Below are 23,038 nucleotides of genomic sequence, written 5' to 3'. Positions count from 1 at the left end.
AGTCCACCGTTATTACCCCTTTAGCAAAATTGAAAGAGGGGGAGGTGGCGCAAATGTGGAAGAAACAGATGTGGAAAGCCATCTGTTTCCTGGCAGGTGTGGCGATACTCATGTACCTATCAACCAAAACAGTTGACCGCCCGGCCGGTCCCCGAGCGGTCAACTGTTTTGGTTGACTAAATCGATGGGCTGACCGTCTATTACGGAGCCCTTCTGCTTTTATTGTAGCCGGACGCGCAAAACGCTATTTTTCCCTTAGTTGCAAAAATGCCGAAAACCGTTGTGGCTGTAGGAGAAACGCCCAGTTTGACTAAGGGAAAAAGGACACGCAAAACGTAACTGAACACACGACTAAGGGAATCCTTCATAAAACACGAAAAACCCCGCAAGTGCCTGATATCACAGGGCTTGCGGGGTTTTATGCGTATTGATAAAGGGAATTGATTAAGGGAAAAAAGACGGGCAAAACGTAACTGGATAAAAATTTATATTAGCGAATAAATATTCGAGTTATAGTTTCATTTCTTCGCCGTACTTTTCGAGATAAACATTGACTGCATCTTTTACCGATTGATTGATGCGGTTTGTCGCTGCTGAGCAGGAATTTTTGAAGTCTACCCATCCCATTGCATCAGTTTTTGAGGGCAGTACGGTGTCAGCCGATACCATCATAGTCAAGTTTTCTAAATCATCTAAAATAGAGCAAAGTGCTCTCCGGTACGCTGTGGTCTCCTGCGAATCTAGCTTACGAGCACCCAAAGAGCCAACAAGATAACAAAATGCTTGTACCATACAGACAAGATCGTCTCCAGTGGCAGCAAGGAGCATCTTTTCAAAGGAAACTCTTAAAACATTATACTTTGTTATAGCTCCCTTATCCGTTGTTATATCCCATTCAGGCAAGGGGGTTCCAGTACCCTCTAACATCCATTCCTCATTGACTGAGAATTTTGCGCATAGGAACTTGAGTAAGCTCTTTGAAGGATTATCCCTTCCGTTTTCGATACCCGAGATGTGTGTTTGGGAAATACCTAACTCATAAGCAAACTGTTGCTGATTAAAGCCCAATTCTTTTCGAATATCCCTAAATCGCTCATTCACTGTTGACATGATACTCCTCCTATCGGAAACCGATAAATTTTTATTGACAATATCGGTATCCGCTACTATAATAGAAGCAGACAATTTATTATATCGGAAACCGCTAGGGATTTCAAGGGGGTGAAGTTATGTCGAGAACAACAAGCCTAAACAACAAGCCACCATTGGGAACCATGATAGGCAAACGCTTGAAAGAAATGAACAGACAGCAAAAGTGGTTGGCACAGGAGGCCCGGATATCAAAAACTTACTTATGCGCTATCATGAATGGCCGTGCTATCCCGACGTTGGCGGCGCTCAAACAGATTGCCAAGCCTCTGGGCCTTGACCCCTTCGATCTGGTTGCGGCCTTATTTGGAAAAGAATCTTAGAATTCTGAATCTGTCCAATAGAAATTTTCCTGTTTGCATAGCATGAACTTAGTTCGACAGGAGGTGATACCCTTTGACATGGCTAACAGTACCAGACGTGGCTGCTTTATGCAGAGTTACAGATAGCGCCGTCAAAAAAGCTGTGCAACAAAATAGATACCAATACCGCTATGTCAACGGCAAGGGCCGGGGTGGCAAACAACTGCGCATCGCCTTAGAATCACTTCCAGAGAGCGCACAGGCCCGATATCGCAGGGAAGTACCTCCTCCTGTGGATATCCTGCAATTTACAGGAAAACAGCGGGACGAAGCCAACGCCAAAGCGTGGGTTGTGGAGCAGTACCAGCAAAAGGGTCTATCTCCAGATGATTTTGTATCTTGGTTCAATTCCAATAACCCCACTGAGGACGCTATCACCAAAAGCAAGTTGTTCCGTTGGCAGAGAAAGTACCAAGAGAAAGATGTTGTGGCCTTGATCGACCAGCGCGGCGGGCACAACCGGGGAAAGGACACCATTCCCGAGGAAGCATGGGAGCTGTTCTATTCACTCTATATGACTCAGCAGAAGCGCGGTGTCAAACTCTGTTATGATGTTACCAGGATGGAATACCCGGATATCCCCTCCTGCAAGGCATTTGAGCGCAAGGTCAAAACCATTCCCTATTATGCGGTTCTGTACTACAGGGACGGCCCAAAAGCGTTCAATGACGCTCTTCCTTCCATGGAGCGCAGCAAGCTCGACATTGCATCAAATGATATCTGGTTCTCGGACCACCATCTTGTAGATGTGTTTGTTAAGAGCGCAGACGGAGCCAGGGCAATCCGGCCATGGCTGACGGTGTTCTTCGACGCACGCTCTAACCGTGTAGTATCGTTCCTGGTCCGGGACGCTGACCCTAACGCAACAGCTGTCAAGAAATGCTTCCGTCTGGGCGTGGAACAAAACGGAGTGCCTAACGAGGTTTATTTTGACAATGGTAAGGATTATCGGTCCAAAAGCTTCAGCAAGGACTATCCTATGTCTTTGGTAAACCAGCTTGGTATAGGTCAAATATACGCAACGCCCTACCATGGTCAGGCTAAAACTGTGGAGCGATTTTTCGGTACATTTACCAACCGTTTCAGCCGTCGGTTCGGCACTTATACGGGCTGCAACGCCAAAATCAGGCCTGAGTGTATGCAGATATCCAATAAAGAGATTGTGGCACAGGCCCCCACGCTGGATGAGTTTGTCAAGCTACTGACCGCCTACATAGCGGAGTACAACCAAGAAAAAAGCGATGGTATAGACATGGGCGGAAAGTGCCCAGACCAAGTATACGCTGAAAATCTGGCAGTAAAGCGGGTTGTCAGTGATCTGGATGCCCTACGCCTTCTCTGTGGCAACTCGGAGGAGCGCGTCGTCCACAAAAACGGGATTTCCATTAAGAACAACAACTATTACAACGATGCACTTCTTTACCATCAGGGCGAACGTGTCATTGTGGTCTATGACCCGGATAACATTGATAAAATAGCTGTTTTTGATATGGAAAATCGCGCTATCTGTATGGCAGAGGCTAAAATCCGCACCCCGTTCCGCCATACCAGCGAGGAGGACTACATCAGGGCTGCAAAAGAAAAGAAGAAAGCGCGGACTATGGTTCAGAAGTACAAGCCCACCCGTGATGTAGATATCCATGAAATCATTGCCAGAAATCAACTCATGGAGAAGGTGTTCAACGAATCCGGAGAGCCGGATATTGTAGAGCATATAACACCCCAGGCAGCTCGGAACACTGCTATCCTCAAAGCCACAGACCGCACCGAAACCGCCCGGCGCATTCGAGAGGAGGATAGTGTAAGCGCCACACTGTTAGATTTCTACCAAAAGCAAGCGTAAAGGAGGGAATGAAATGCTTGCCGAAACTAGAGCCGCCCTTGCCGATTTTATGGAACGGAGCGGCAAATCACAGCGGCAGATATCCCGCGAAACGGGGCTTTCCACGTCCGTTATCTCGCAGTTCCTAAATGGTTGCTACGCGGGGGACAATGAGGAAGTCGCCAAATCCATCAACCAGTATCTAACCGTCGGTAAAGAGCGTTTAAACACTGTTTCAAAGACGCCTTTCTACCCCGAGCTCTACAACACGCGGGAGGTTCTTTTCACCTGTCTCTATGCGCACCAGCACAACGATATCACCTTAGTGAGTGGTGACGCAGGAGCGGGGAAAACGACTGCCCTTCGCCACTACGCTGAAACGAATACCGGAGTTATCTTCATCACAGCCAACGCCTGTACTACGTCGGCCACCGCCGTACTGGGCCTGATCTGCCAGCAAGTGGGGCGTCAGGTTCCGGGCCGGAAAGCAGCACTTATGAATACTCTGGTGGAGCAGTTGGCCGGGACAAACCGCCTGATTATTATTGACGAGGCCGACCACCTGTCACTGGACGCACTCCAGGCCGTGCGCAATCTCAATGATCTGGCCGGGGTGGGTATCGTCCTATCCGGCAACGACAAAATCTACCGTCAGATGAAAGCCGGACGCCGCAGCTATGAGTTTGACCAGCTCCGTACCCGGATTGTCATCCGCAAAAAGATATATAACGATTACAAAATCGAGGAAATGGAAGCCATGTTCCCCGGTCTGAGTGAAAGCTGTATCGGCTATCTGCTGAAGCTGGCCCACGGCGAGAGCCTACGCACCGCCAAAAAGCTGTATAACGTGGCAGCGGAATTTGCCGCCGCTTAGGGGAGCACCCTTACGGTGAAGCACCTTCGTGATACCCACCGGCAGCTGTTAGGGGAGGTTTGCGCATGAATGCCCACACAACAGCGGACAGGATAAATGAGAAAAGGGCGGCTGCTACCGCAAATAACAGCCGCCCAGGCGCTGGGGAAACTTCCTCCTAGAAGTCCCCTACAGTATATCATCTGGTTCACAGTTTTTCAAGATAGGGCAAGCCCGATATTTGAAAGGAGTGTTTTTTGGTGGCAGAGTTTAACTTTGACAACCTGGATATCAGCAGAGTGAACAATGAGACCATCGCGGAGCTGGGCGAGGTCCTTTGGCAGTATACGTCGGTTCACTGCCAGGAGGACATAGACATTGCTGAAAAATACCGTGACAGCGTTGATGCCTTAGTGGATAGCCTCAATCCCAAACAGAAAAAATGGTTTGAGGCTTATCAGGAGATGGTTGCAGATGAACTGCGCTTAGCCGAGCAGCGGCGTTTCGTTTGCGGATACAAAATCGCTATGCGGATGATTCTGGAAGGCATGAAGTAAGGAGGAACCACGGAATGTTGAGTAAAAAAGTTTTGGACGCTTTACGGGAGCAGTTCCACGAGGAGTTCGGCGAGCTGAGTGAGAGGGACAGCTACATACAGCGCATGAAGGCTGACGCCTTCGCGCTGATCGGCAGCATGGCCCCCAACGATAGGCGATTGGAGGTTGAGGTCGATGATGCCATCAACGGGATCGTCTCGGCTTCGTCTCTGCTGGGCTTTTATATCGGGGTTCAGACCGGGGCCGATATGGAGCGGCATATCTCCGATTCCAAATTTCCGGAGCAGGTTTTGAAAGTGTTCCGGGAGCTCAAAGAATAATCTTGTTTCTACCCCCGTTATCACGCGTGATAACGGGGGTTTAAGCGCCTGTGTGTATATGTGACCATCTGCGGACAAAAGCCGTTTATGCACCCTCTAAACGGCGAATTGAACAGGTGGTGAATATTGCCTATGATAGGGTCTTGCTGTTGCATTTAAAGTTCGATTAGAAATAATTCCAAGAAGTGTTTCAACAGGACTTTTCGCAGAAATAGCGTTACTATTAAAAAGCAATTTATTTGCTGAAAGGCGGTGTATAGCGTGTTGGAGCCATGGACAAATGAACTTACATCTTCCATGCTGCCCGATGGGATTTGTAAAAGAATCGCTGAAGAAATCGGGGCGGACAATCTTCTAAAATTGGCTGTACTGGTTGGCGGTTCAACCTTCTATATGCCTCAAGCGGAAAGTATTCTGCGTCCGCTCAGAGACCAGAAAATCAAAGAGGCGTACAACGGTTACAACATTCCAGAACTTGCAGAAAGATATGGCATCACCCAGCGGCTTGTTCAGCAAATTGTACGGCAAAAACCGGCTTACCCCATATCTGAATAAACAGGAGGACAAATCAAATGATTATCAACAGTGGCACAATCCGAGAAGCGTTCCAGAGCTTCAACACAGTGTTCAACAAGGCGTTCCAGGAGATGGAGGCTCAGTACCCCCGCGTGGCTATGGAGGTTCCCAGTGAGACGCGGGACGAGAGCTACGCATGGTTGGGAGCAGTCCCCTCCATGCGGGAGTGGATCGGGGACAGGGAGATCAAGAGCCTGACCGCCTACGGCTACACCATCCGCAACAAGGACTTCGAGGCCACCGTGTCCGTCCCTCGCAACGATTTGGAGGATGACTGCATCGGCGTCTACAAACCCATGTTCCAGGATTTGGCCTACAGCGCCCGGAAGCACCCTGACAAGCTGGTGTTCGGTCTGTTTCCCCGTTCCTTTACTGAGCTGTGCTTCGACGGCAAGCCCTTCATCAGCGACAACCACACCCCCGCCGTTGAGGGGACGAAGGTCAAGCCTCAGAGCAACAAGGGGACGTACAAGCTTACGCCCGACAGCTACGGCGCGGCCCGTACACAGATGATGTGCCTGGTAAACGACCAGGGCGAGGTTATGAACATCGTCCCCGATCTGTTGGTGGTGGCTCCCCAGAAAGAAGCCATTGCCCGTACCATCCTCATGGTTGACGAAATTCACCAGGAGGTCAACATCTACAAGGGAACCGCCGAGTTGCTGGTAGTTCCGGAGCTGGCCGCTAACCCGGAGCAGTGGTTCCTGCTGTGCACCAAGCGCCCCGTCAAGCCCTTCATCTTCCAGAACCGCCGCAAGGCCCAGCTTGTTGCGAAAGACAGCCCCACCGACGATAACGTTTTTATGAAGAAGGAGTTTATCTATGGCGTGGATGCCCGCTGCAACGCCGGGTATGGCCTGTGGCAGCTGGCCTTTGGTTCCACCGGCGAGGCGGATATGCCCGCCAAGGCATAAGGGAGGGCGCTATGGATATCAATTACATCATCCTGAGCAATTCCCTTCCCTTTGAGGAAAACGGCTACAGTACCCAAACGCCCCACAAGCTGGTAAAGCTTCTCCCCCTGGGGCTGGTTCACAGCACAAAAGGGGATTTCCTGGTGGATAACGAATCCTTCCAGTCTATCCGCTGCAAGTTCACGGAGCGGCAGCTCCAAATCCCCATTGACTACGAGCACCAGACCTTGAAGGATATGCAGGCCCCGGCGGCGGGCTGGATCAAGGATATCGTACTGCGAAGCGACGGTATCTACGGCGCTGTGGACTGGACGGAACGGGCGGCGGAATATCTGAAAAACAGGGAGTACCGCTACCTGTCCCCGGTTGTCCTGACCCAAGGCAAGGAGCGGCGGGTGGTTGCGCTCCATTCCGCCGCCCTCACCAACACCCCCGCTATTGACGCTATGATGCCCATTGCCTGTAGCGAGAAGCCCAGCGAGGGCGAGAGCGGCGCGGATCAGGGCGAGGCGGACAGCAGCGGTAAGGGTATGGAAGCATTGGCGGAGCTGTTACAGCTTGACCCCAACACCGCCACCATGGAAGATATCTATCAGGCCGTCGCCACCTTGCTGGAAGGGCGGGAAGCGCTGAAACTTAAAGCGGACGCTTGCCAATTTGAGGTTACCATGATGAAGGTAGATAGCGCGGTGGATGAGGCGCTGAGAAGCGGAAAAGTAATGCCTTTCCAACGTGATTGGGCGTTCCAGTCCGCAATGAAGGACTTGGACGGCTTCACATCATGGTTTAAGGCTGCGCCCCAGGTCGTGCCCATGGGTGAGGTTTGCCCGGAGAGGCTTCCCCAGATGCCGCATCATCGTTCCAGGGCGCACGAGCTAAGGGGCTGTCTGCTGAGGATATCGCAAAGTATGGGAATCTCTAAGGGAGGGTTTGACCATGGATTTTGAGAAAATCGGCGGTCACAACGCCGCCGTCCGGGGGTATATCCTCCGTATGCTGGTAAAGGGCTATCACAACGCTTTGGCCGTCCGTCGCATCTCCAATAGCCTTGTCCGGGATGGGCTGGTGTCCGACCCGGATATTTGGGAACCGTTGAAGTACCTCTATGATATGGGCTTCATTGAGTTTACCAACAAGAAGATCACGCCCGACACCGCCTACAGGCAGGATGGCGTGGCGCGGTTGACCACGAAGGGCGTTCGGTTCATTGAGAACGGCGGTGACCCGGAATCGGGGATTGATCTGTGATGGGCAAGCCCAGGAAGCCGCGTTCGGACGCAAAGATATACCAGCTTCCCAAGTCTGTGCTGGACGGCGTCAATGAGCGGTTGGTAAACTACAACATGAGTTATGCGGATATCGTTGCATGGCTCGCGGGGCAGGGCTACAAAGTCAGCCAATCATCCTTATCTCGCTATGCCTTCAAAGTGTTCGAATCGGCGCAGCGTGTCGCCGATGACCTGGAAAAGACCAAGTACATCATTGACGTTATCGGTAGAAACCCCGACTTGGACACCACCGAGGCTACCAGCGCCATTCTTAAAAGCGGGCTGTTGCAGAAGATTTCATCCGCTGAGGAAGAATTCAACAATATGCCTATTGAAAAGGCGGGGCGGTTGTTCGTCCAGTTGGCCAAGGCTGAGGCTGACCGCAAAAGGACAGACTACGCTACCAAACGGAAAGCGGAACTTGCCTTTGACCAGATGGAGGCGGACTTGCTGGCCCAGGTTCGACAGTACCCGGATTTGGCCGCACAGTTGAGGGACGTGCTCAATCAGGCCCGTACCCGAATAGCCAATGCAGACCTTGAATAAAGCGCAGCAGCGACCCATCTCCATGAATGAAGGAGGTGGACCGCTGTGCATACTTATTCGATTTGTTTTCAGTTATTCCCATTTATACATCGTTTAATTGCAGATAAAACCGTGTCTTTCAAGATTCTTCAATTACGTTTTGCGTGTCTCCCCACATTTATTATACCAAAATATGCTCTGTTGTCAAGAAAACAGGACGGGCGCTAGGGCCCGTCCTGTTTGGGTTAATAGCGCACCGCGCTGGAGTCGGGTTCCCAGCTGGGGGTACCGGAGTAGTTGCCGGTTCCGGTGACATCCTGGGCGGCGTTGCCCACGCCCCGGCCAATATCGTCCAGCACATCCTCGGTGTTCCGGACGATATCCTGGGCCCCCCGGGTCAGATCCCGGGAGAGGGCGCTGCCGTTGCCGCCGTAGACCTGGCCGTTGGCGTCGGCGGTGTACTGGCCGTCGTTGAGATAGCTTCTGCCCGAGCTGGCAGTGGTGTTGTACCGCCGGCTCACCTGACCGGCGGAGGCGCTGGAGCCATTGCCGGAGGTGCTCCCGGAATTGGTTCCGGAGTTGACGCCGCTGTTGGTGCCGCTGTTATTGCCTGCGTTGGCGTCGTTGGGATTTCGGTCGGTGCCGCAGGCTGTCAGGGTCCCTGCCAGGGCGAAGGCCAGGGCAAGGGCCATGATACTCTTTTTCATCGCTGAGTCCTCCCAATTTTTTATTGTGCAAACTCATGCGGAGGTTCCATCCGCGCTCTAGTATGTGCCCGATTTTCGGCCGCCAATCCGGGAATGAGCGGAAAATTAACTTTTTCCACCAGCTTTGCCGGAGAAAGCCCTGGAAGTTTCCCGTTTTTTTGGAAAAAACTTTGGGATAACCCTTGCAATTTCATTTCAGGTATGGTATAGTATAACCAGAATGTAAGCTGGAATGGTAAGAGTGGGGTTGAGACTCCGCTCTTTTTAATTGAGAAAAAGATGCGAAACGCCGTTTTAGGAGGTTTGTCCATGGCAAAGGTGACCGATACCGTGGCCGCCCTGGCCCTGCCGGCAGTGGAGGGCGCGGGCTGTACCCTGTGGGATGTGGAATATGTGAAGGAGGCGGGCAGCTGGTTCCTCCGGGTGTATATCGACAAGGAGGGAGGCGTGTCCATCGATGACTGCGAGGCGGTATCCCGTCCCCTGTCCGACCTGCTGGACCAGGCCGACCCCATCGAGGGCAGCTATACCTTTGAGGTCTCCTCCGCCGGGGCGGACCGGGCGCTGAAAAAGCCGGAGCACTTCCAGCAGTTCCTGGGCCAGGAGGTGGAGGTGAAGCTCTACCGCCCCCGGGAGGGCCGGAAGGAGTTTGTGGGCGTCCTGAAATCCTACGAGGAGGGGGACGTGACCCTGGAGGCGGGGGGCGAAACGGTCTCCTTCGGAAAGCAGGAGATCGCCCTGGTCCGGCTCTACCCCAGATTTTGAGCAGACGGCGGCATGATTTTGTGATTACGACAGCGTATGCTGTTTCAGGAGGAAGAACACCGTGGCTAAGAGAGTGGTAAAGAAAAAAGCGAATCCCAACGAGATGGACGGCAAGGAGTTTTTCGAGGCCATCCATCAGATTGAGCAGGAGAAGGGTATCAAGCCCGGCTACATGATGGAGAAGGTGACCCAGGCTCTGCTGTCGGCCTACCGCCGGGACCACGAGGGCGTGGGGGAGAACCTGGTGATCGAGGCCAACGAGGAGGCGGGCATCGTCCGTCTGTTTCTGAAGAAAGAGGTGGTGGAGGAGGTAGACAACCCCTCCATGGAGATCAGTCTGGAGGAGGCCCGGGCCGCGCTGCCCCAGGCGGAGCTGGGGGATACGGTGCGCATGGAGATCAAGACCCGGGCCTTTGGCCGCATTGCCGCCCAGACCGCCCGGCAGGTCATCATCCAGGGCATCCGGGAGGCAGAGCAGGGGATGATCTACGACGAGTTTTCCACCAAGGAGCACGAGCTGCTCACCGGCACCATAACCCGCATCGACCCCCGAAACGGGGCGGTGTCCCTGCGGCTCCACGCCGGCGACCAGTTCACCGACGCCTATCTGGGGGCGGGGGAGCAGGTGAAGGGCGAGCGCTACGTGGAGGGTCAGAAGCTGAAGATCTACGTGGTGGAGGTGCGCAAGGCCACCAAGGGTCCCCAGGTGCTGATCTCCCGCACCCACCCCGGCCTGGTGAAGCGGCTGTTTGAGCTGGAGGTCCCCGAAATTTACGACGGCACGGTGGAGATCAAGTCGGTGGCCCGGGAGGCGGGCTCCCGTACCAAGCTGGCCGTCTGGGCCGCTGAGCCCAATATTGACCCCATCGGCGCCTGCGTCGGCCCCCGGGGACAGCGGGTCAACACCATTGTGGAGGAGCTGAAGGGGGAGAAGATCGATATCATCAAATGGTCGGAGGACCCTGCAGAGTATATTGCCGCCGCCCTGTCCCCCGCCGACGTTATCTCGGTGGAGGAGCTGCCCTCCAAGGGCGAGACCAAGAGCTGCCGGGTCGTGGTCCCGGATGACCAGCTGTCCCTGGCCATCGGCAAGGAGGGCCAGAACGCCCGGCTGGCCGCCAAGCTTACCGGCTATAAAATTGATATCAAGCCCGCGTCCGAGCCGCTGGAGCCCCTTGAGGAGCTGATCGCCCAGGCGGAGGTCGAAGCTGCCGAGGAGGCCCTGGCCGCCTATGAGGCCGGGGAGCTGGAGGAGCCCGCCCCGGAGGCTGAGGAGGCGCCGGAGGAGAGTGGCCTGGAGCAGGAGGAGGACCCGGAGGAGAGCGTCCTGAAGCACGAAGAGACCACAGAGGAGTAAAGTCCGCGGCAGCCGGCAGGAACGGCGTGCAGCGGAGCGGGATATTCCATGAAAGGGAGGGAGAGTTTTGCCCAAGAAGATACCCATGCGCCAATGCGTTGGCTGCCGGGAGATGAAAGAGAAGAGGTCTCTGTTCCGGGTCGTGAAGTCACCGGAGGGCCAGGTGTCCCTGGACTTCAAGGGCAAGCTGCCGGGCCGGGGGGCCTATATATGCCCTGATCCGGAGTGTCTGAAGCGGGCCCGGAAGAGCCGGGCGCTGGAGCGTGCCTTCTCCGCCCCCCTTCCCCCAGAGGTCTGGGAGGGGCTGGAGGAGCAGATCAAGGAGGTGGAGCCCAATGTCCAATGATCCCATTCTCCGTATGCTGGGGCTGGCCAAAAAGGCGGGGCGGCTGGAGATCGGAGAGGAGCCGGTGGGAGCCGCGTGCCGGGCCAGACAGGCCAGGCTGGTACTGCTGGCCTCCGATGCCGCCCCCAATACCCTCCGCCGGGCGGCCCACTTTGGCCAGGCAGGGGAGGTGCTCTGGCTGGAGACCCCCTTTTCCAAGGCGGAGATGGGCCTGTGTCTGGGCCGGTCCTCCTGTGCAATGGCGGCCCTCACCGACGCCGGATTTGCCGCCTCCCTGGTGGAGAAGCTGGCCGCCCGGGACCCGGCGCGCTACCAGAACGCCGCCCAGCAGCTGCGGGTCAAGGCCGACCGGGTCCTTCAGCGGCAGAAGGAGCAGCGCCAGCATGAGAAGAACCTCCGCCAGGGCAGGAGCCACCCCTGGGCCCCGCCCCCCAAAAAGGAGGAGGCCCCGCCGCCCCAGCGCGGCAAGCCCAGACAGCCCAAGGCCCATCGCCGTCCGGACCCCAAGGCTGAGCCAGAGCGCAGAACTCCCGGCGGACGCCGTCTTACCGGCAAGCTCCGTCACTCCTAAGAATCGAGGTGCATCCATCTATGATGATTAAATATCCCGTCCATAAGCTGGCCAAAGACTTTTCCAGAAAGGGCAAGGTGCTGCCGTCCAAGGAGATTATGGACATCCTGACCCAGTACGGCCACCCGCCCAAGAACCATATGCAGCCCCTCACCGATTTGGAGCTGTCCATTGTCTTCGAGTACCTGACCCAGCACAACCAGATCGACTCCATCGAGCAGGTCTATGCCGACGTGTACCACGACCCGGAGAGTAAGAAGGAGCCCGCCCCTAAGCAGGAGGCAAAGCCCGCCGCTCCCAGACAGGAGAAGAAGGAGCAGCCCGCGCCCCAGGGGAAGAGCGCCCCCCATCAGAGTCCGGCCCAGGGGAAGGCCGTCCAGCAGCCCACCAGCCGGGTCCCCACCAAGAAGGTGGTGGATACCCGGGGCGGCGGCGATATCAACCTGGCCAAGTACGACGAGCGGCTGGAGAACTTTACCGACCAGCGCCGCCAGGACGTGCGGGGCGGCAAGCAGAAGATCAAGCAGGGCCAGCGCTCCCGTCAGCAGGGCGGGCGGGGCCAGTCCTTTGGCAGCAAGCGCCGTCAGGAGGAGCAGGACCGTATGCGCCGCCTCCAGCTGGAGATCGCCAAGAAGGCCCCCACTAAGGTGCTCATCCCCGACGAGATCGGCGTGGGTGAGCTGGCCTCCCGGATGAAGAAGACGGGGGCCGAGGTGGTCAAGTGCCTGATTAAGAACGGCGTTATGGCCTCCCTCAGCGACATTATCGACTTCGACACCGCCGCTATTATCGCCGAGGAGATGGGCTGTAAGGTGGAGAAGGAGGTCATCGTCACCATCGAGGAGCGCCTCATCGACACCGCCGAGGACAGGGAGGAGGACCTGGCCGCCCGAGCTCCGGTGGTGGTGGTCATGGGCCACGTGGACCACGGCAAGACCTCTCTGCTGGACTATATCCGCAGCGCCAACGTGGTTTCCGGCGAGGCCGGCGGCATCACCCAGCACATCGGCGCCTATCAGGTGGACGTGAAGGGCAACACGGTCACCTTCCTGGACACCCCCGGCCACGAGGCTTTTACCGCCATGCGGGCCAGAGGCGCTATGATTACCGATATCGCCATCCTGGTGGTGGCCGCCGACGACGGCATTATGCCCCAGACGGTGGAGTCCATCAACCACGCCAAGGCGGCCAACATCCCCATTATCGTGGCCATTAACAAGATGGATAAGCCGGCGGCCAACCCCGACCGGATCATGCAGCAGCTCACCGAGTACGAGCTGGTCCCCGAGGAGTGGGGCGGCGAGACCATTGTGTGTCCCATCTCCGCCAAGACGGGCATGGGCATTGATAACCTGCTGGACATGGTGGTCCTCACCGCCGAGGTCCAGGAGCTGAAGGCCAACCCCAACCGTACCGCCCACGGCGCGGTGATCGAGGCCCGGCTGGACAAGGGACGGGGCCCCGTGGCAACCCTGCTGGTACAGAAGGGGACCCTGAAGCAGGGCGACGTGATTATTGCCGGCACCGCTGTGGGCCGCGTGCGGGCTATGACTGACGCCCGGGGCAAGAAGCTGACCCAGGCGGGTCCCTCGGTGCCGGTGGAGATCATCGGCATGGGCGAGGTCCCCGGCGCGGGGGACGACTTCCACGCCGTGGCCGACGAGCGTATGGCCCGTGAGCTGGTGGAGCAGCGCAAGCATGAGCAGAAGTCCGCCATCCACAGCTCCGTGGGCAAAGTGACCCTTGAAGACCTGTTCAGCCAGATCCAGGCCGGGGAGATGAAGAACCTGAACGTCATTGTCAAGGCGGACGTCCAGGGTTCCGCCGAGGCGGTGAAGGCCAGCCTGGAGAAACTGACCAACGAGGAGGTCCGGGTCCGGGTCATCCACTGCGCAGTGGGCGCCATCAGCGAGAGCGACGTGATGCTGGCGGGCACCTCCGGGGCCATCATCGTGGGCTTCAACGTCCGTCCGGACAACAACGCCAAGGACTCCGCCGCCCGTATGGGGGTTGATATGCGGATGTACCGGGTCATCTACGACGCCATCAACGAGATCGAGGCGGCCATGAAGGGAATGCTGGCCCCCAAATTCCGGGAGGTGGACCTGGGCCGGGCCGAGGTCCGGAATGTGTTCCGTATTACCGGCGTGGGCATGGTGGCCGGCTGCTACGTGCTGGACGGCAAAATGCAGCGGGGGGCCCAGATGCGGCTGCTGCGGGACAATATCGTCATTTACGATGGAGCCATTGCCTCCCTCCAGCGCTTCAAAGACAGCGTGAAAGAGGTGGCTTCCGGCTACGAGTGCGGCATTACCTTCGAAAAGTTCCAGGATATCAAGGAAAACGATATCATCGAGGCATATCTCATGGAGCAGATTGAGGTATAAGCTATGGCGATGACTGATAAACAGTTCAAGGGGTTTGTCTCTTTTGTAGTGGACGCCCTGCGCAATGTTCAGGCGGAGGAGGACCCGGCGAAGTAGCGGGCCAAGCTGGAACGAATTATGGAAAATCTGCAAAAAATGATTTGGGACTGAGCCAACGGGGCGGGCGTTTTCGCCCGCCCTGTTTTGCCTACGCCTCCAGCGCCTGAAAAAGCTCCTTCCTCAGTCCCAGCCCCAGCGCGTAGTAGGCGCGGACCTCATAGCCGGTGAAACGCATAAGCCGGGTGCAATATTGGTCGTACAGCTCATCGCCAGCCGCCTGCCGCACCTGTTCGGCAAGGTCGGTGTAGTCCTCCATGGCCTCCTGCCAGTTGGGCAGGGTCAGACAGAGACGGTGAGCGGCTTCGGTGATTTCATCGTTTCGCCATAGCAATTCAGTAAGCAGGTCTTGCATTTTCGTCACTCCTGATTCATAATATTTCCGCTTATTGCGTGTATTTATTATACCACGCAATGAGCGTGTGTCAAGAGGTAATGGGAGATTTTATGGAATTTTATGAGCGTATGCGCATTTTGCGAAAAGAAAAGGGCATGACTCAGAAAGAAATGGCCGCTGAGCTTGGTGTAGGATACCGGGCGTTGCAATGCTATGAATATAATGAACGTTTTCCCGATGTCCCCGGTTTGGTGGCTATAGCTGATTACTTCGATATCAGTTTGGACTACCTCATGGGCCGCTCCGATGTGCGGGAGCGGCGATAGGGACTGGGAGGGATTTGTTATGATGTACCCGTTTATGACTCTGGACGACGGAACCGAGATTGTTCACTCTGAGATGAGGGAAGACGGTCAGGTGAAGGTCTATTTGGAGCGCCCCGATGCAAAGGACGGCTTCCACCACGCCACCTGCTGGCTGCCCGGCTATGCCTGGGAGGATGTGTTTGGATTTTCCGACAGGGATATGGAGCGCTTTCAGGAGGTCGTCCGGTCTACAGCCCACCTGATCCTGGAATTTTCCCAGGAGGGAGGCTTTGACAATGCCGCAAGTTTTTAAAATTGGTGCCTATCTGGTCTATTTTTGGTCCAATGAGGGCGACCCGCTGGAGCCAGTCCATGTCCATGTCTGCCTGGGTATCCCCAGTGCGGGAGCAACAAAAATTTGGATTACACAGGCGCAAAAATGTTATCTCTGCAACAATAATTCTAAGATTCCAGACCGGACACTTCGGAACATCATTAAAATTATCGAGGCCCGGAGCAGTGAAATCATAGATAAGTGGATTGCTTATTTTGGACAAATCAGCTACTTCTGCTGAAAGTGTTCAGGAACGGCGGTAAGCGGAGTGAGGTGAGACGTCGTGTCAATCAAAAGCAAATACCTTTTGACTTTTCTGGTGGTTCTGGTCATCATAGTACCCGCCTGTCTGCTGGGCCGGGATGTGATCGCTCCGGCGGTCTACCAGTCCAAGGTGGACAGGCTGAATCTGGACACCTCCCCGGGCAGTATAGGCAGTCCGGCGGAGGAGGGAATCCCGGTGGTATCAACTCTGGCGGAGATGGAGGCAAATCCCCGTTTTGTGCTGAGAAATCTGGAATCTGAGCTCTGGGGCGCCAACCCGGGCGGGACCATCGGCGGGGTCTACTATTTCAAGGTCACGCTGGAGGACGGGACCGTACTGGCCGCCCGGTACAACACGGAGGCGATGGACCGTGCCTACAGCTATGAGGGCGCGGTGCGCACCGACTACGACCACGTGACAAAAATTTACCCCATCGGGACCCTGCGCCCCTGGCCCCAGGCGGCCCAAGGGGAGGCGGAGGGTGCGGACTGGCTCACCTACCGCGCCGGCTGGCTGGACGCCGAGGGGGATTTTGGCGTGGAGCTGCCCGATCTCCAGGCCATCCGGCGGGGCTGGACTGTCGGCCTGGGCATTGGAGCGCTGGTCTTTAGCATTGCGCTGTGCATGGTGGTGGAGGCCAAGCTGGAGCGGAAGGCGGGGCGGAGCTGAAATGAGCCGTGTCTATGTGCTGGCGGCGGACAAGGAGCTGCCCCTGTGGGATGCCCGGGAGGAGCGCACCAGGGAGAGCGGCGGCTTTTCCATCACGCTGACCCAGGGCTTCCAGGTGGAAAAGCTGGACTACTACCGCCGGGCGGTGGAGGAGCTGGGCTATCCCATGAAGCCCTTCCGCTACCAGCTCGCTCTGGAAAAAGAAGAAACCGATTTAAAGAATCTGCGGGCCTATCTGGAGGCAAACTGTTTTCCAGGGGAGACGCTGGAGCTGTGGAACGTCTGGCTGAGCGGCGACGTGAACAAAAAGTGCCCGCCCGGATTCCGGGGCCGGCTGGCGGACCTGGACATGGACGCGCTGGAGCAGTTTCTTTCCGTTGAGGAGCTGTGCTTTACCATTACGATTTAAGAGGAGGACCACAATGGCAGGCAATCGAATCGGACGCATCAACGAGGAGGTCCAGCGGGAGCTGGCCGCCCTCATTCCCACGGTGAAGGACCCCCGGGTCACGGGGATGATCTCGGTGACGGCGGTGGACGTGACTCAGGACCTGAAATATGCCAAGGTCTATATTTCGGTGTTGGACAAGGAGGACAGCAGCCAGGTGCTCAAGGGGCTGAAGTCGGCCGCCGGTTACCTGCGCCGGGAGCTGGGCCGGGCTCTGAACCTGCGCCACACCCCGGAGCTCACCTTTTTCCAGGACGACTCCATGGCCAAGGGGGCCAGGATTCTGGAGATGCTGCGGGACCCGGAGGTGGTCAAGCCCGCCAACCCGGCCAACGCAGATATCATTCTGGACGAGGATTGAGGAGGAGTACCCATGAATAAGAGCATTTCCACTGCCAGGGCCGCTGAAATTCTGACGGCCCGGGACGGTTTTCTGATCCTGACCCACATCCGTCCCGACGGCGACACCACCGGCTGTGCCGCCGGACTGTGCCGCGCCCTGCGCCAGATTGGGAAGACCGCCTATGTTTTGGAAAATCCCAGCATGACCAGCCTGTTCAGCAGCTATCTGGACGGCCTGACCGCGCCGGCGGGCTTTGAGCCGGACACCGTGGTGGCGGTGGACATGGCCGCCCGGAGTATGTTCCCGGACAACGCCAAGGGCTATTTGGAGCGGGTGGACCTGACCATTGACCACCACGAGTCTCAGGAGTTTTACGCCAAAGAGACCTGCGTGGACCCGGATCGGGCCGCCTGCGGGCAGATCATTTTGGAGGTGGTGAAGCACTTTGCCAAGCTGACCCCGGAGATTGGCCAAGCCCTCTATGTGGCCGTGTCCACCGACTGCGGCTGCTTTCAGTACAGCAACACCGACGGGGACGCCCACCGCGCCGCCGCTGAGCTGATTGACAGCGGCTTTGACCTCTACCCGGTGAACCGCCTGCACTTCCGCACCAAGAGCTTCAAGCGCCTCAAGCTGGAGAGCCTGCTGGTCCAGGGGCTGGAGCTGCGGGACGGGGGAGAGACCGCCCTGGCCTCTCTCACCAGGGAGATGATTGACAGTGTGGGGGCCAACGAGCGGGATATGGAGGATATTTCCGCCTTTGTAGGCCAGATTGAGGGGGTCAAAAACGGGGCAACCCTGAAGGAGACCACCGACGGCCACGTGAAGATCTCCCTGCGCACCGACCCGGGCAGTCTGAACGCCAGCCAGGTCTGCGCCCTTCTGGGGGGCGGCGGCCACGCCGCCGCCGCCGGGGCTATGGTGGAGGGGACCATGGAGCAGGTCCGGCAGAAGGTCATTGAGGCGATTGAGACGGTGCGCAATGGCTAACGGGATTCTTATCATCGACAAGCCCGCCGGCTGGACCTCCATGGACGTGTGCGCCAAATTGCGGGGGATCTTTCACGAAAAGCGGGTCGGTCACAGCGGCACGCTGGACCCCATGGCCACCGGCGTGCTGCCCGTGTTCATCGGCCGGGCAACCCGGGCGGTGGAGTTTGCGGACAAATCCGACAAGGAGTACATCGCAGGATTACAACTGGGCGTTGTCACCAATACCCAGGACACCTCCGGAGAGGTGCTGGAGGAGCGGCCCGTGGAGGTGACAGAGACGCGGCTGGCGGAAGCGCTGGAGCGGTTCCGGGGGGATATCCTCCAGGTGCCCCCCATGTACTCCGCCATCAAAATCAACGGCAAAAAGCTCTGCGAGCTGGCGCGGAAGGGCCGTGAAGTAGAACGCCCTGCCAGGCCGGTGACGATAAAGACCCTGGAGCTGCTGGGACAGCAAGAGGAAAACCTTTACACCATCCGAGTCCATTGCTCCAAGGGGACCTACGTGCGGACCCTGTGCCACGATATCGGGCAGGCCCTGGGCTGTGGGGGGTGTATGGCCTCCCTGCGCCGTACCATGGCCGCGGGATTTCCCCTGCATAGCGCCGTCACGCTGGAGCAGGTCCAGGCGGCGGAGGACCCGGCGTCCCTCCTTCTGCAGGTGGATTCCCTGTTCCAGGACCGGGAGAAGCTGGTCCTGTCCCCGGCGGCGGAGAAGAAGGTTCGCAACGGCATGACCGCCCTCCTCCACGGCCTGGCCCCGGGGGAGTACCGGGTCTACAGCGGCGGCGGGGAGTTCCTGGCGCTGTGCCTGGCCAAGGGGGGCAAGCTGACCACCATCAAGAGCTTTTTTGAGGTAAACTGACATGAGAAAACCCATCCTTGCCCTTCTGGCGGCGGTCCTCCTCCTGCCCCTCCCCGGCTGTGGCCCGGCGGCGGAGGAGGCCCGGTTGACAGTGGTCTGCACCACCTACCCCATCTACCTGTTTGCCGCCTCCCTGGCCCAGGGGATTGACGGTGTGGCGGTGGAGCGGCTGGACACCGGCAGTACCAGCTGTCTCCACGACTACACCCTGTCCATGGCGGACATGAAGAAAATAGAGAAGGCCAACATGATCGCCCTCAACGGCGCGGGGCTGGAGGAGTTTCTGGAGGACGCCCTAGCCAGCTCTGACGCCCAGGTGATTGACTGCTCCCAGGGGGTTGAGCTGCTGGAAAATCTGTCCCACCACCACGAGGAGGGGGAGGACCACGAGGGCCACGACCACGGCCACTGGGATCCCCACTACTGGATGGACCCGGAGAAGGCCCGGATCATGGCGGCCAATTTGCGGGACGCCCTGACAGAGATCGACCCGGACCATGGGGAGGAGTACGCAGCTAACGCCCGGCGCACCGACGGGATTCTGCTCTCCTGCCAGACCACCATAGAGAATTTGATGATGGAATTTCGGCCGCAGCTGGGGGAGTTTCCCGGGCTGATTACCTTCCACGATGGATTTCAGTATTTTGCGGAAGCCTGCGGCCTGCCTCTGCTGGCCTCCATCGAGGAGGAGGCGGGGAGCGAGGCCAGCGCCCACGAGATTGTGGAGATTACGCAGCTGGTGAAGGAGTACCAGATCCCGGTGATCTTTACCGAGGTCAACGGCTCCGACGCCACCGCCCGGGCCATCAGCCGTGAGACGGGCTGCCGGGTTGCCCAACTGTCCATGCTGATGGATGGGCCCATGGAGGCCGATGATGAGGATTTTGGCCTGATGGTCCACTATTTTGCCCTGTATCACAATGTTGAGACGGTTATCAACGGCTTTGCGGGGGAAGGGACGGTGCCCAAGGGATGAGAAAAATCAAACACGGCAAGCTGGCCGCCGGGTGCGCCGACTCCTGCTGTCTTAAGCTGGACGGGCTGTCCGTCAAGCTGGAGGGGGACAGCATTTTAGAGGACGTGTCCTTCCACCTCCACTGCGGGGAGATTGTGGCCCTTATCGGTCCCAACGGGGCGGGGAAGTCGACCCTCTTCCGCAGTATTCTGGGGCAGATGGGCTATCAGGGGAAAATCACCTTCTCCCCGGCGGGGGGACCGGCCATCCGGCTGTCGGATGGCGCCGCCATTGGAGGGGCCCGGCCTCTGGTGGGCTATGTGCCCCAGGCCCCCAGCTTTGACCGGGGGGACCCGGTGTCAGTGCTGGATTTCTTCACCGCCGCCACCGCCCGGTGGCCGGTGTGGCTGCCCATCCCCAGGAAGTACCGGGCGCGGGCCGCCGCCTGTCTGGAGCGGGTCCATGGGGCGGACCTGCTGGACCGGCCCATGGGGGGACTGTCCGGGGGACAGCTCCAGCGAGTCCTGCTGGCCCTGGCCCTGGAGCCGGTGCCCCACATCCTCATTTTGGATGAGCCCCTGTCCGGCGTGGACATTGAGGGGGAACACCAGCTGCTGGATATGCTGGACGAGCTGCGCACCCAGTACGACCTGTCCATCTTCCTGTCAACCCACGACTTCGCAACCCTGGGCCAGTTTGCCGACAAGGTGATCCTGCTGAACCGCCGGGTCCTCAAGTCCGGGCCGCCGGAGGAGGTGCTCTCCTCCTCGGAGTTTTTCGAGACCTTCCATCTGCACATGGGAAAGGGGGGAGGACAATGACCTTCTGGTACGCGCTGGTGGACCTGCTGCCCTTTGAATGGGCTCAGTCCGGGTCCATGTACTTTATGAAAAACGCCCTGCTGGCGGTGTTGGTCATCACGCCGCTGTTTGGCCTTCTATCTACTATGGTGGTCCACAGCCGTATGTCCTTCTTCTCCGACGCTCTGGGCCACTCCGCCTTTACCGGCATGGCCATTGGGGCCCTGTTCGGCTTTCATGAGCCCACCTGGGCGGCGGTGGTCTTCGCTATCCTCTTCGCCCTGCTCTTTAACCTGGTGAAGCGCCGATCCGCCCTGGCCAGCGATACGGTGATCGGGGTGTTCTCCTCCACCGCTGTGGCCCTGGGCATCTTCCTGTCCACCTTGAATGGCCGCTCCTTTACCCGGTTCAACGCCCTGCTGGTGGGAGATATCCTGTCGGTGGAGCCCGCCAAGGTGGGGGTCCTGGCTCTGATTCTGCTGGCGGTGGCGGCGCTGTGGCTGGCCTCCTTCAACCAGCTGATGCTCTCCGCTATCAGCCCCGCCCTGGCCGACAGCCGGGGGGTCCGGGTGTTCTGGCAGGAGACCGTCTTTTCAGTGGCCATCGCCGTGGTGGTCACCCTGTCCATGACCTGGGTGGGCCTGCTGGTCATCAACTCCCTGCTGGTCCTGCCCGCCGCCTCTGCCCGCAATGTGGCGCGAAATATGTGGCAGTACCACCTGTTCTCCCTGCTGGGGGCGGTACTGGCCGGGATTGCCGGACTGATGACCTCCTACCACGTGGGAGGGTCCGCCGGGGCCGCCATTACGATGTATTTGGCGTTGGGATTCGCCCTCACATTTTTGCTGCGGAAAAAATAGCACACCTGATCCTGCTTTCGCAGACATATTCCGTTTTCGTGTGGTTATCAAAAAAGGAAGTAACCGTCCCGGCTTTTCCAAGTTGGACGGTTACTTTTGTAGCATATAGCGGAGAGTCCACCACCTGGGGCGGCATCTTCCTTGCCTTTTCTGATATCCGCTTTTACCGCTCTGTCAAGGGCGGTTTTTCAGTCCCCAATATCCACCAGAATATTGTCGGTGCCGTGCTCCTCGAACTCGGCGATATAGGCGTCGATGCGGCTGGTGAGTTCGGCGTAATTATTCTCGTCGATGGGGGCGTCCTCCATATCCCGGCGGGCCAGGTCCTCGGCGAGAATTTCGAAGAACACGTTGTTCTCATACTCCACAATGGCCTCGTGGATGCCCCCCTCCACAAAGGCGCGGGAGGGGATCACCTCCCCCTGATACAGCTCTGCCAGCTGGGGCATACCCTCCAGGGCGGCCCGGCCGAAGAGAAGGCTCTCCACCTGGTCGTAGTCGGTGAAGCGCTGGTCGCCCCGGGTTGAGTTCAAGATCCAGTTTCCGATGTACACCATATCCAGCAGCCGCCGAAACTGCTTTTTGCTCAATTCCAAATTCATGGGGACTCCTCCTCCCAGGGATAAAATCACTCATATAGAATTATAGCCTCCATTTCCAATTTGTCAAATGGAGAAACACGGCAATTTTACTTGTTTTTTCAGATAAAATGACATACAATGAAGGAGACCCTTTACATAGTGCCCCAAACTGTGTATAATACCACCGTTCGTCCTGCGGCGGACCCAAAAATAAGCACAGGAGGACCCTATGGAAAAGGAAGTGGTTATCTCCATCAAGGGGATGCAGAAGTATGAGGGGACGCCCCCCGACGCCATGGAGCTGGTGACCAAGGGCAGTCTGACCCGGGTGGGGGAGAGCTACACCCTGTCCTACCAGGAGAGCGAGCTCACCGGTCTGGAGGGCACCCTGACCACCATTCAGGTGGACGGAGAACAGGTGACCCTGATGCGGATTGGGGAGTTCAACTCCCAGCTGGTGTTCCAGGAGGGACGCCGCCATCTGTCCATGTACAATACACCCTATGGCGCAATGGCCATTGGCGTGAATACCCGTCATCTGCTGGCCCAGCTGGACGACCGGGGGGGCAGCATTGAGGTGGATTACACCATTGAGGTGGACCACGCCCTGGCGGGCAGAAATGTCTTCCGGATCAACGTGCGGGAGGCGGAGGGCGACATGGACAGCCTGAAGCAGTGACAGCGGGGCGGCGTCTCCGGCGGCCCCAACCA

At 57.6% G+C, this 23,038-nt stretch carries 32 protein-coding genes; 28 read left to right on the top strand and 4 right to left on the bottom strand.

What is annotated here, in order from left to right; genetic code table 11:
• Window positions 1–53: 53 nt before the first annotated feature.
• A complete protein-coding gene (locus tag D1646_RS23610) occupies window positions 54–176 on the top strand; it encodes a hypothetical protein (protein WP_279279905.1) in 123 nt (40 codons plus the stop codon).
• Window positions 177–510: 334 nt separating this feature from the next.
• Here D1646_RS23610 and D1646_RS01865 read toward each other — a convergent pair whose 3' ends face one another.
• Window positions 511–1,110 carry a helix-turn-helix transcriptional regulator gene (locus D1646_RS01865; protein ID WP_160634799.1) on the bottom strand — a complete coding sequence of 200 codons (600 nt, stop codon included), beginning with the start codon at window positions 1,108–1,110 and terminating at the stop codon, window positions 511–513.
• Between the two features lie 119 nt (window positions 1,111–1,229).
• On the opposite strand from D1646_RS01865, the gene D1646_RS01860 reads away from it, so the two are divergent.
• From D1646_RS01860 to D1646_RS01815, 10 genes are all read left to right on the top strand, one after another.
• Window positions 1,230–1,472, top strand: a complete 243-nt coding sequence (locus tag D1646_RS01860; RefSeq protein WP_160634798.1) for a helix-turn-helix transcriptional regulator — start codon at window positions 1,230–1,232, stop codon at window positions 1,470–1,472.
• A gap of 73 nt (window positions 1,473–1,545) precedes the next feature.
• A complete protein-coding gene (locus tag D1646_RS01855) occupies window positions 1,546–3,354 on the top strand; it encodes a Mu transposase C-terminal domain-containing protein (RefSeq protein ID WP_160634797.1) in 1,809 nt (602 codons plus the stop codon).
• Between the two features lie 13 nt (window positions 3,355–3,367).
• A complete protein-coding gene (locus D1646_RS01850; protein ID WP_160634796.1) occupies window positions 3,368–4,207 on the top strand; it encodes an AAA family ATPase in 840 nt (279 codons plus the stop codon).
• A 239-nt stretch (window positions 4,208–4,446) separates the two neighbouring features.
• Window positions 4,447–4,743, top strand: coding sequence for a DUF6809 family protein (locus D1646_RS01845; RefSeq protein ID WP_160634795.1), 297 nt, complete (start codon window positions 4,447–4,449; stop codon window positions 4,741–4,743).
• Window positions 4,744–4,757: 14 nt separating this feature from the next.
• Complete coding sequence (locus tag D1646_RS01840; RefSeq protein WP_160634794.1) at window positions 4,758–5,063, top strand: hypothetical protein; 306 nt, start codon at window positions 4,758–4,760, stop codon at window positions 5,061–5,063.
• Between the two features lie 261 nt (window positions 5,064–5,324).
• The gene (locus D1646_RS01835) at window positions 5,325–5,618 is read left to right on the top strand and encodes a Mor transcription activator family protein (RefSeq protein ID WP_325212698.1); all 294 of its coding nucleotides are present in this window, start codon (window positions 5,325–5,327) and stop codon (window positions 5,616–5,618) included.
• Window positions 5,619–5,635: 17 nt separating this feature from the next.
• A complete protein-coding gene (locus tag D1646_RS01830; protein ID WP_160634793.1) occupies window positions 5,636–6,553 on the top strand; it encodes a Mu-like prophage major head subunit gpT family protein in 918 nt (305 codons plus the stop codon).
• 11 nt (window positions 6,554–6,564) lie between these two features.
• Window positions 6,565–7,500 (top strand): phage protease, encoded by a 936-nt coding sequence (locus D1646_RS01825; RefSeq protein ID WP_160634792.1) that lies wholly within the window; start codon window positions 6,565–6,567, stop codon window positions 7,498–7,500.
• Window positions 7,490–7,801, top strand: coding sequence for a hypothetical protein (locus D1646_RS01820; RefSeq protein WP_160634791.1), 312 nt, complete (start codon window positions 7,490–7,492; stop codon window positions 7,799–7,801). The genes D1646_RS01825 and D1646_RS01820 overlap by 11 nt, the downstream gene beginning before the upstream one ends.
• Window positions 7,801–8,367 carry a phage protein Gp27 family protein gene (locus D1646_RS01815; protein WP_160634790.1) on the top strand — a complete coding sequence of 189 codons (567 nt, stop codon included), beginning with the start codon at window positions 7,801–7,803 and terminating at the stop codon, window positions 8,365–8,367. Before D1646_RS01820 ends, D1646_RS01815 begins: the two co-directional genes overlap by 1 nt.
• A 224-nt stretch (window positions 8,368–8,591) precedes the next feature.
• Here the strand turns inward: D1646_RS01815 and D1646_RS01810 are convergent, their stop codons facing one another.
• Window positions 8,592–9,053: a hypothetical protein gene (locus tag D1646_RS01810; RefSeq protein WP_160634789.1), complete on the bottom strand. Its 462-nt coding sequence runs from the start codon at window positions 9,051–9,053 to the stop codon at window positions 8,592–8,594.
• Window positions 9,054–9,362: 309 nt separating this feature from the next.
• Between D1646_RS01810 and rimP the strand changes: the two genes are divergently transcribed.
• The 5 genes from rimP (at window position 9,363) to infB (ending at window position 14,479) form a co-directional block, all read left to right on the top strand.
• Window positions 9,363–9,818, top strand: a complete 456-nt coding sequence (rimP, locus tag D1646_RS01805; RefSeq protein ID WP_160634788.1) for a ribosome maturation factor RimP — start codon at window positions 9,363–9,365, stop codon at window positions 9,816–9,818.
• A 61-nt stretch (window positions 9,819–9,879) separates the two neighbouring features.
• Complete coding sequence (nusA, locus tag D1646_RS01800; RefSeq protein WP_347565109.1) at window positions 9,880–11,175, top strand: transcription termination factor NusA; 1,296 nt, start codon at window positions 9,880–9,882, stop codon at window positions 11,173–11,175.
• A gap of 67 nt (window positions 11,176–11,242) precedes the next feature.
• The gene (locus tag D1646_RS01795) at window positions 11,243–11,521 is read left to right on the top strand and encodes a YlxR family protein (protein WP_160634787.1); all 279 of its coding nucleotides are present in this window, start codon (window positions 11,243–11,245) and stop codon (window positions 11,519–11,521) included.
• Window positions 11,511–12,092 carry a ribosomal L7Ae/L30e/S12e/Gadd45 family protein gene (locus D1646_RS01790; RefSeq protein WP_160634786.1) on the top strand — a complete coding sequence of 194 codons (582 nt, stop codon included), beginning with the start codon at window positions 11,511–11,513 and terminating at the stop codon, window positions 12,090–12,092. Before D1646_RS01795 ends, D1646_RS01790 begins: the two co-directional genes overlap by 11 nt.
• A 20-nt stretch (window positions 12,093–12,112) precedes the next feature.
• Window positions 12,113–14,479: a translation initiation factor IF-2 gene (gene infB / locus D1646_RS01785; protein WP_160634785.1), complete on the top strand. Its 2,367-nt coding sequence runs from the start codon at window positions 12,113–12,115 to the stop codon at window positions 14,477–14,479.
• Between the two features lie 187 nt (window positions 14,480–14,666).
• Here infB and D1646_RS01780 read toward each other — a convergent pair whose 3' ends face one another.
• Window positions 14,667–14,930: a hypothetical protein gene (locus tag D1646_RS01780; protein ID WP_160634784.1), complete on the bottom strand. Its 264-nt coding sequence runs from the start codon at window positions 14,928–14,930 to the stop codon at window positions 14,667–14,669.
• Between the two features lie 92 nt (window positions 14,931–15,022).
• Here D1646_RS01780 and D1646_RS01775 point away from each other — a divergent pair, with 92 nt between their 5' ends.
• The 11 genes from D1646_RS01775 to D1646_RS01725 are packed head-to-tail and all read left to right on the top strand — an operon-like array spanning window position 15,023 to window position 21,746.
• On the top strand, window positions 15,023–15,238 hold the full coding sequence (locus D1646_RS01775; RefSeq protein ID WP_160634783.1) for a helix-turn-helix transcriptional regulator: 216 nt from the start codon (window positions 15,023–15,025) through the stop codon (window positions 15,236–15,238).
• Between the two features lie 19 nt (window positions 15,239–15,257).
• Complete coding sequence (locus D1646_RS01770; protein ID WP_160634782.1) at window positions 15,258–15,530, top strand: hypothetical protein; 273 nt, start codon at window positions 15,258–15,260, stop codon at window positions 15,528–15,530.
• Window positions 15,514–15,792, top strand: a complete 279-nt coding sequence (locus tag D1646_RS01765) for a DUF4160 domain-containing protein (protein ID WP_160634781.1) — start codon at window positions 15,514–15,516, stop codon at window positions 15,790–15,792. Before D1646_RS01770 ends, D1646_RS01765 begins: the two co-directional genes overlap by 17 nt.
• A 42-nt stretch (window positions 15,793–15,834) precedes the next feature.
• Window positions 15,835–16,485, top strand: coding sequence for a hypothetical protein (locus D1646_RS01760; protein ID WP_160634780.1), 651 nt, complete (start codon window positions 15,835–15,837; stop codon window positions 16,483–16,485).
• A 1-nt stretch (window position 16,486) separates the two neighbouring features.
• A complete protein-coding gene (locus tag D1646_RS01755; RefSeq protein WP_160634779.1) occupies window positions 16,487–16,894 on the top strand; it encodes a hypothetical protein in 408 nt (135 codons plus the stop codon).
• Window positions 16,895–16,907: 13 nt separating this feature from the next.
• Entirely contained in the window at window positions 16,908–17,294 is a 387-nt protein-coding gene (rbfA, locus tag D1646_RS01750) for a 30S ribosome-binding factor RbfA (RefSeq protein WP_160634778.1), read from the top strand.
• 12 nt (window positions 17,295–17,306) lie between these two features.
• Complete coding sequence (locus D1646_RS01745; RefSeq protein ID WP_160634777.1) at window positions 17,307–18,266, top strand: DHH family phosphoesterase; 960 nt, start codon at window positions 17,307–17,309, stop codon at window positions 18,264–18,266.
• Complete coding sequence (truB, locus tag D1646_RS01740) at window positions 18,259–19,131, top strand: tRNA pseudouridine(55) synthase TruB (protein ID WP_160634776.1); 873 nt, start codon at window positions 18,259–18,261, stop codon at window positions 19,129–19,131. Before D1646_RS01745 ends, truB begins: the two co-directional genes overlap by 8 nt.
• 1 nt (window position 19,132) lies before the next feature.
• Window positions 19,133–20,107 (top strand): metal ABC transporter substrate-binding protein, encoded by a 975-nt coding sequence (locus tag D1646_RS01735; RefSeq protein ID WP_160634775.1) that lies wholly within the window; start codon window positions 19,133–19,135, stop codon window positions 20,105–20,107.
• Entirely contained in the window at window positions 20,104–20,907 is an 804-nt protein-coding gene (locus D1646_RS01730) for a metal ABC transporter ATP-binding protein (RefSeq protein WP_160634774.1), read from the top strand. The genes D1646_RS01735 and D1646_RS01730 overlap by 4 nt, the downstream gene beginning before the upstream one ends.
• Complete coding sequence (locus D1646_RS01725; protein WP_160634773.1) at window positions 20,904–21,746, top strand: metal ABC transporter permease; 843 nt, start codon at window positions 20,904–20,906, stop codon at window positions 21,744–21,746. Before D1646_RS01730 ends, D1646_RS01725 begins: the two co-directional genes overlap by 4 nt.
• Before the next feature lie 188 nt (window positions 21,747–21,934).
• On the opposite strand, the gene D1646_RS01720 is transcribed toward D1646_RS01725, so the two are convergent.
• The gene (locus tag D1646_RS01720) at window positions 21,935–22,348 is read right to left on the bottom strand and encodes a hypothetical protein (RefSeq protein ID WP_160634772.1); all 414 of its coding nucleotides are present in this window, start codon (window positions 22,346–22,348) and stop codon (window positions 21,935–21,937) included.
• Window positions 22,349–22,556: 208 nt separating this feature from the next.
• On the opposite strand from D1646_RS01720, the gene D1646_RS01715 reads away from it, so the two are divergent.
• Window positions 22,557–23,006 (top strand): DUF1934 domain-containing protein, encoded by a 450-nt coding sequence (locus D1646_RS01715; RefSeq protein WP_160634771.1) that lies wholly within the window; start codon window positions 22,557–22,559, stop codon window positions 23,004–23,006.
• Window positions 23,007–23,038 lie beyond the last annotated feature (32 nt).

It is taken from the genome of Pseudoflavonifractor sp. 60 (genome assembly GCF_009911645.1).
Taxonomy (GTDB): domain Bacteria; phylum Bacillota; class Clostridia; order Oscillospirales; family Oscillospiraceae; genus Lawsonibacter.
Note: the sequence above shows the minus strand (reverse complement) of the source record. Positions and strands in the feature narration are given on the sequence as shown.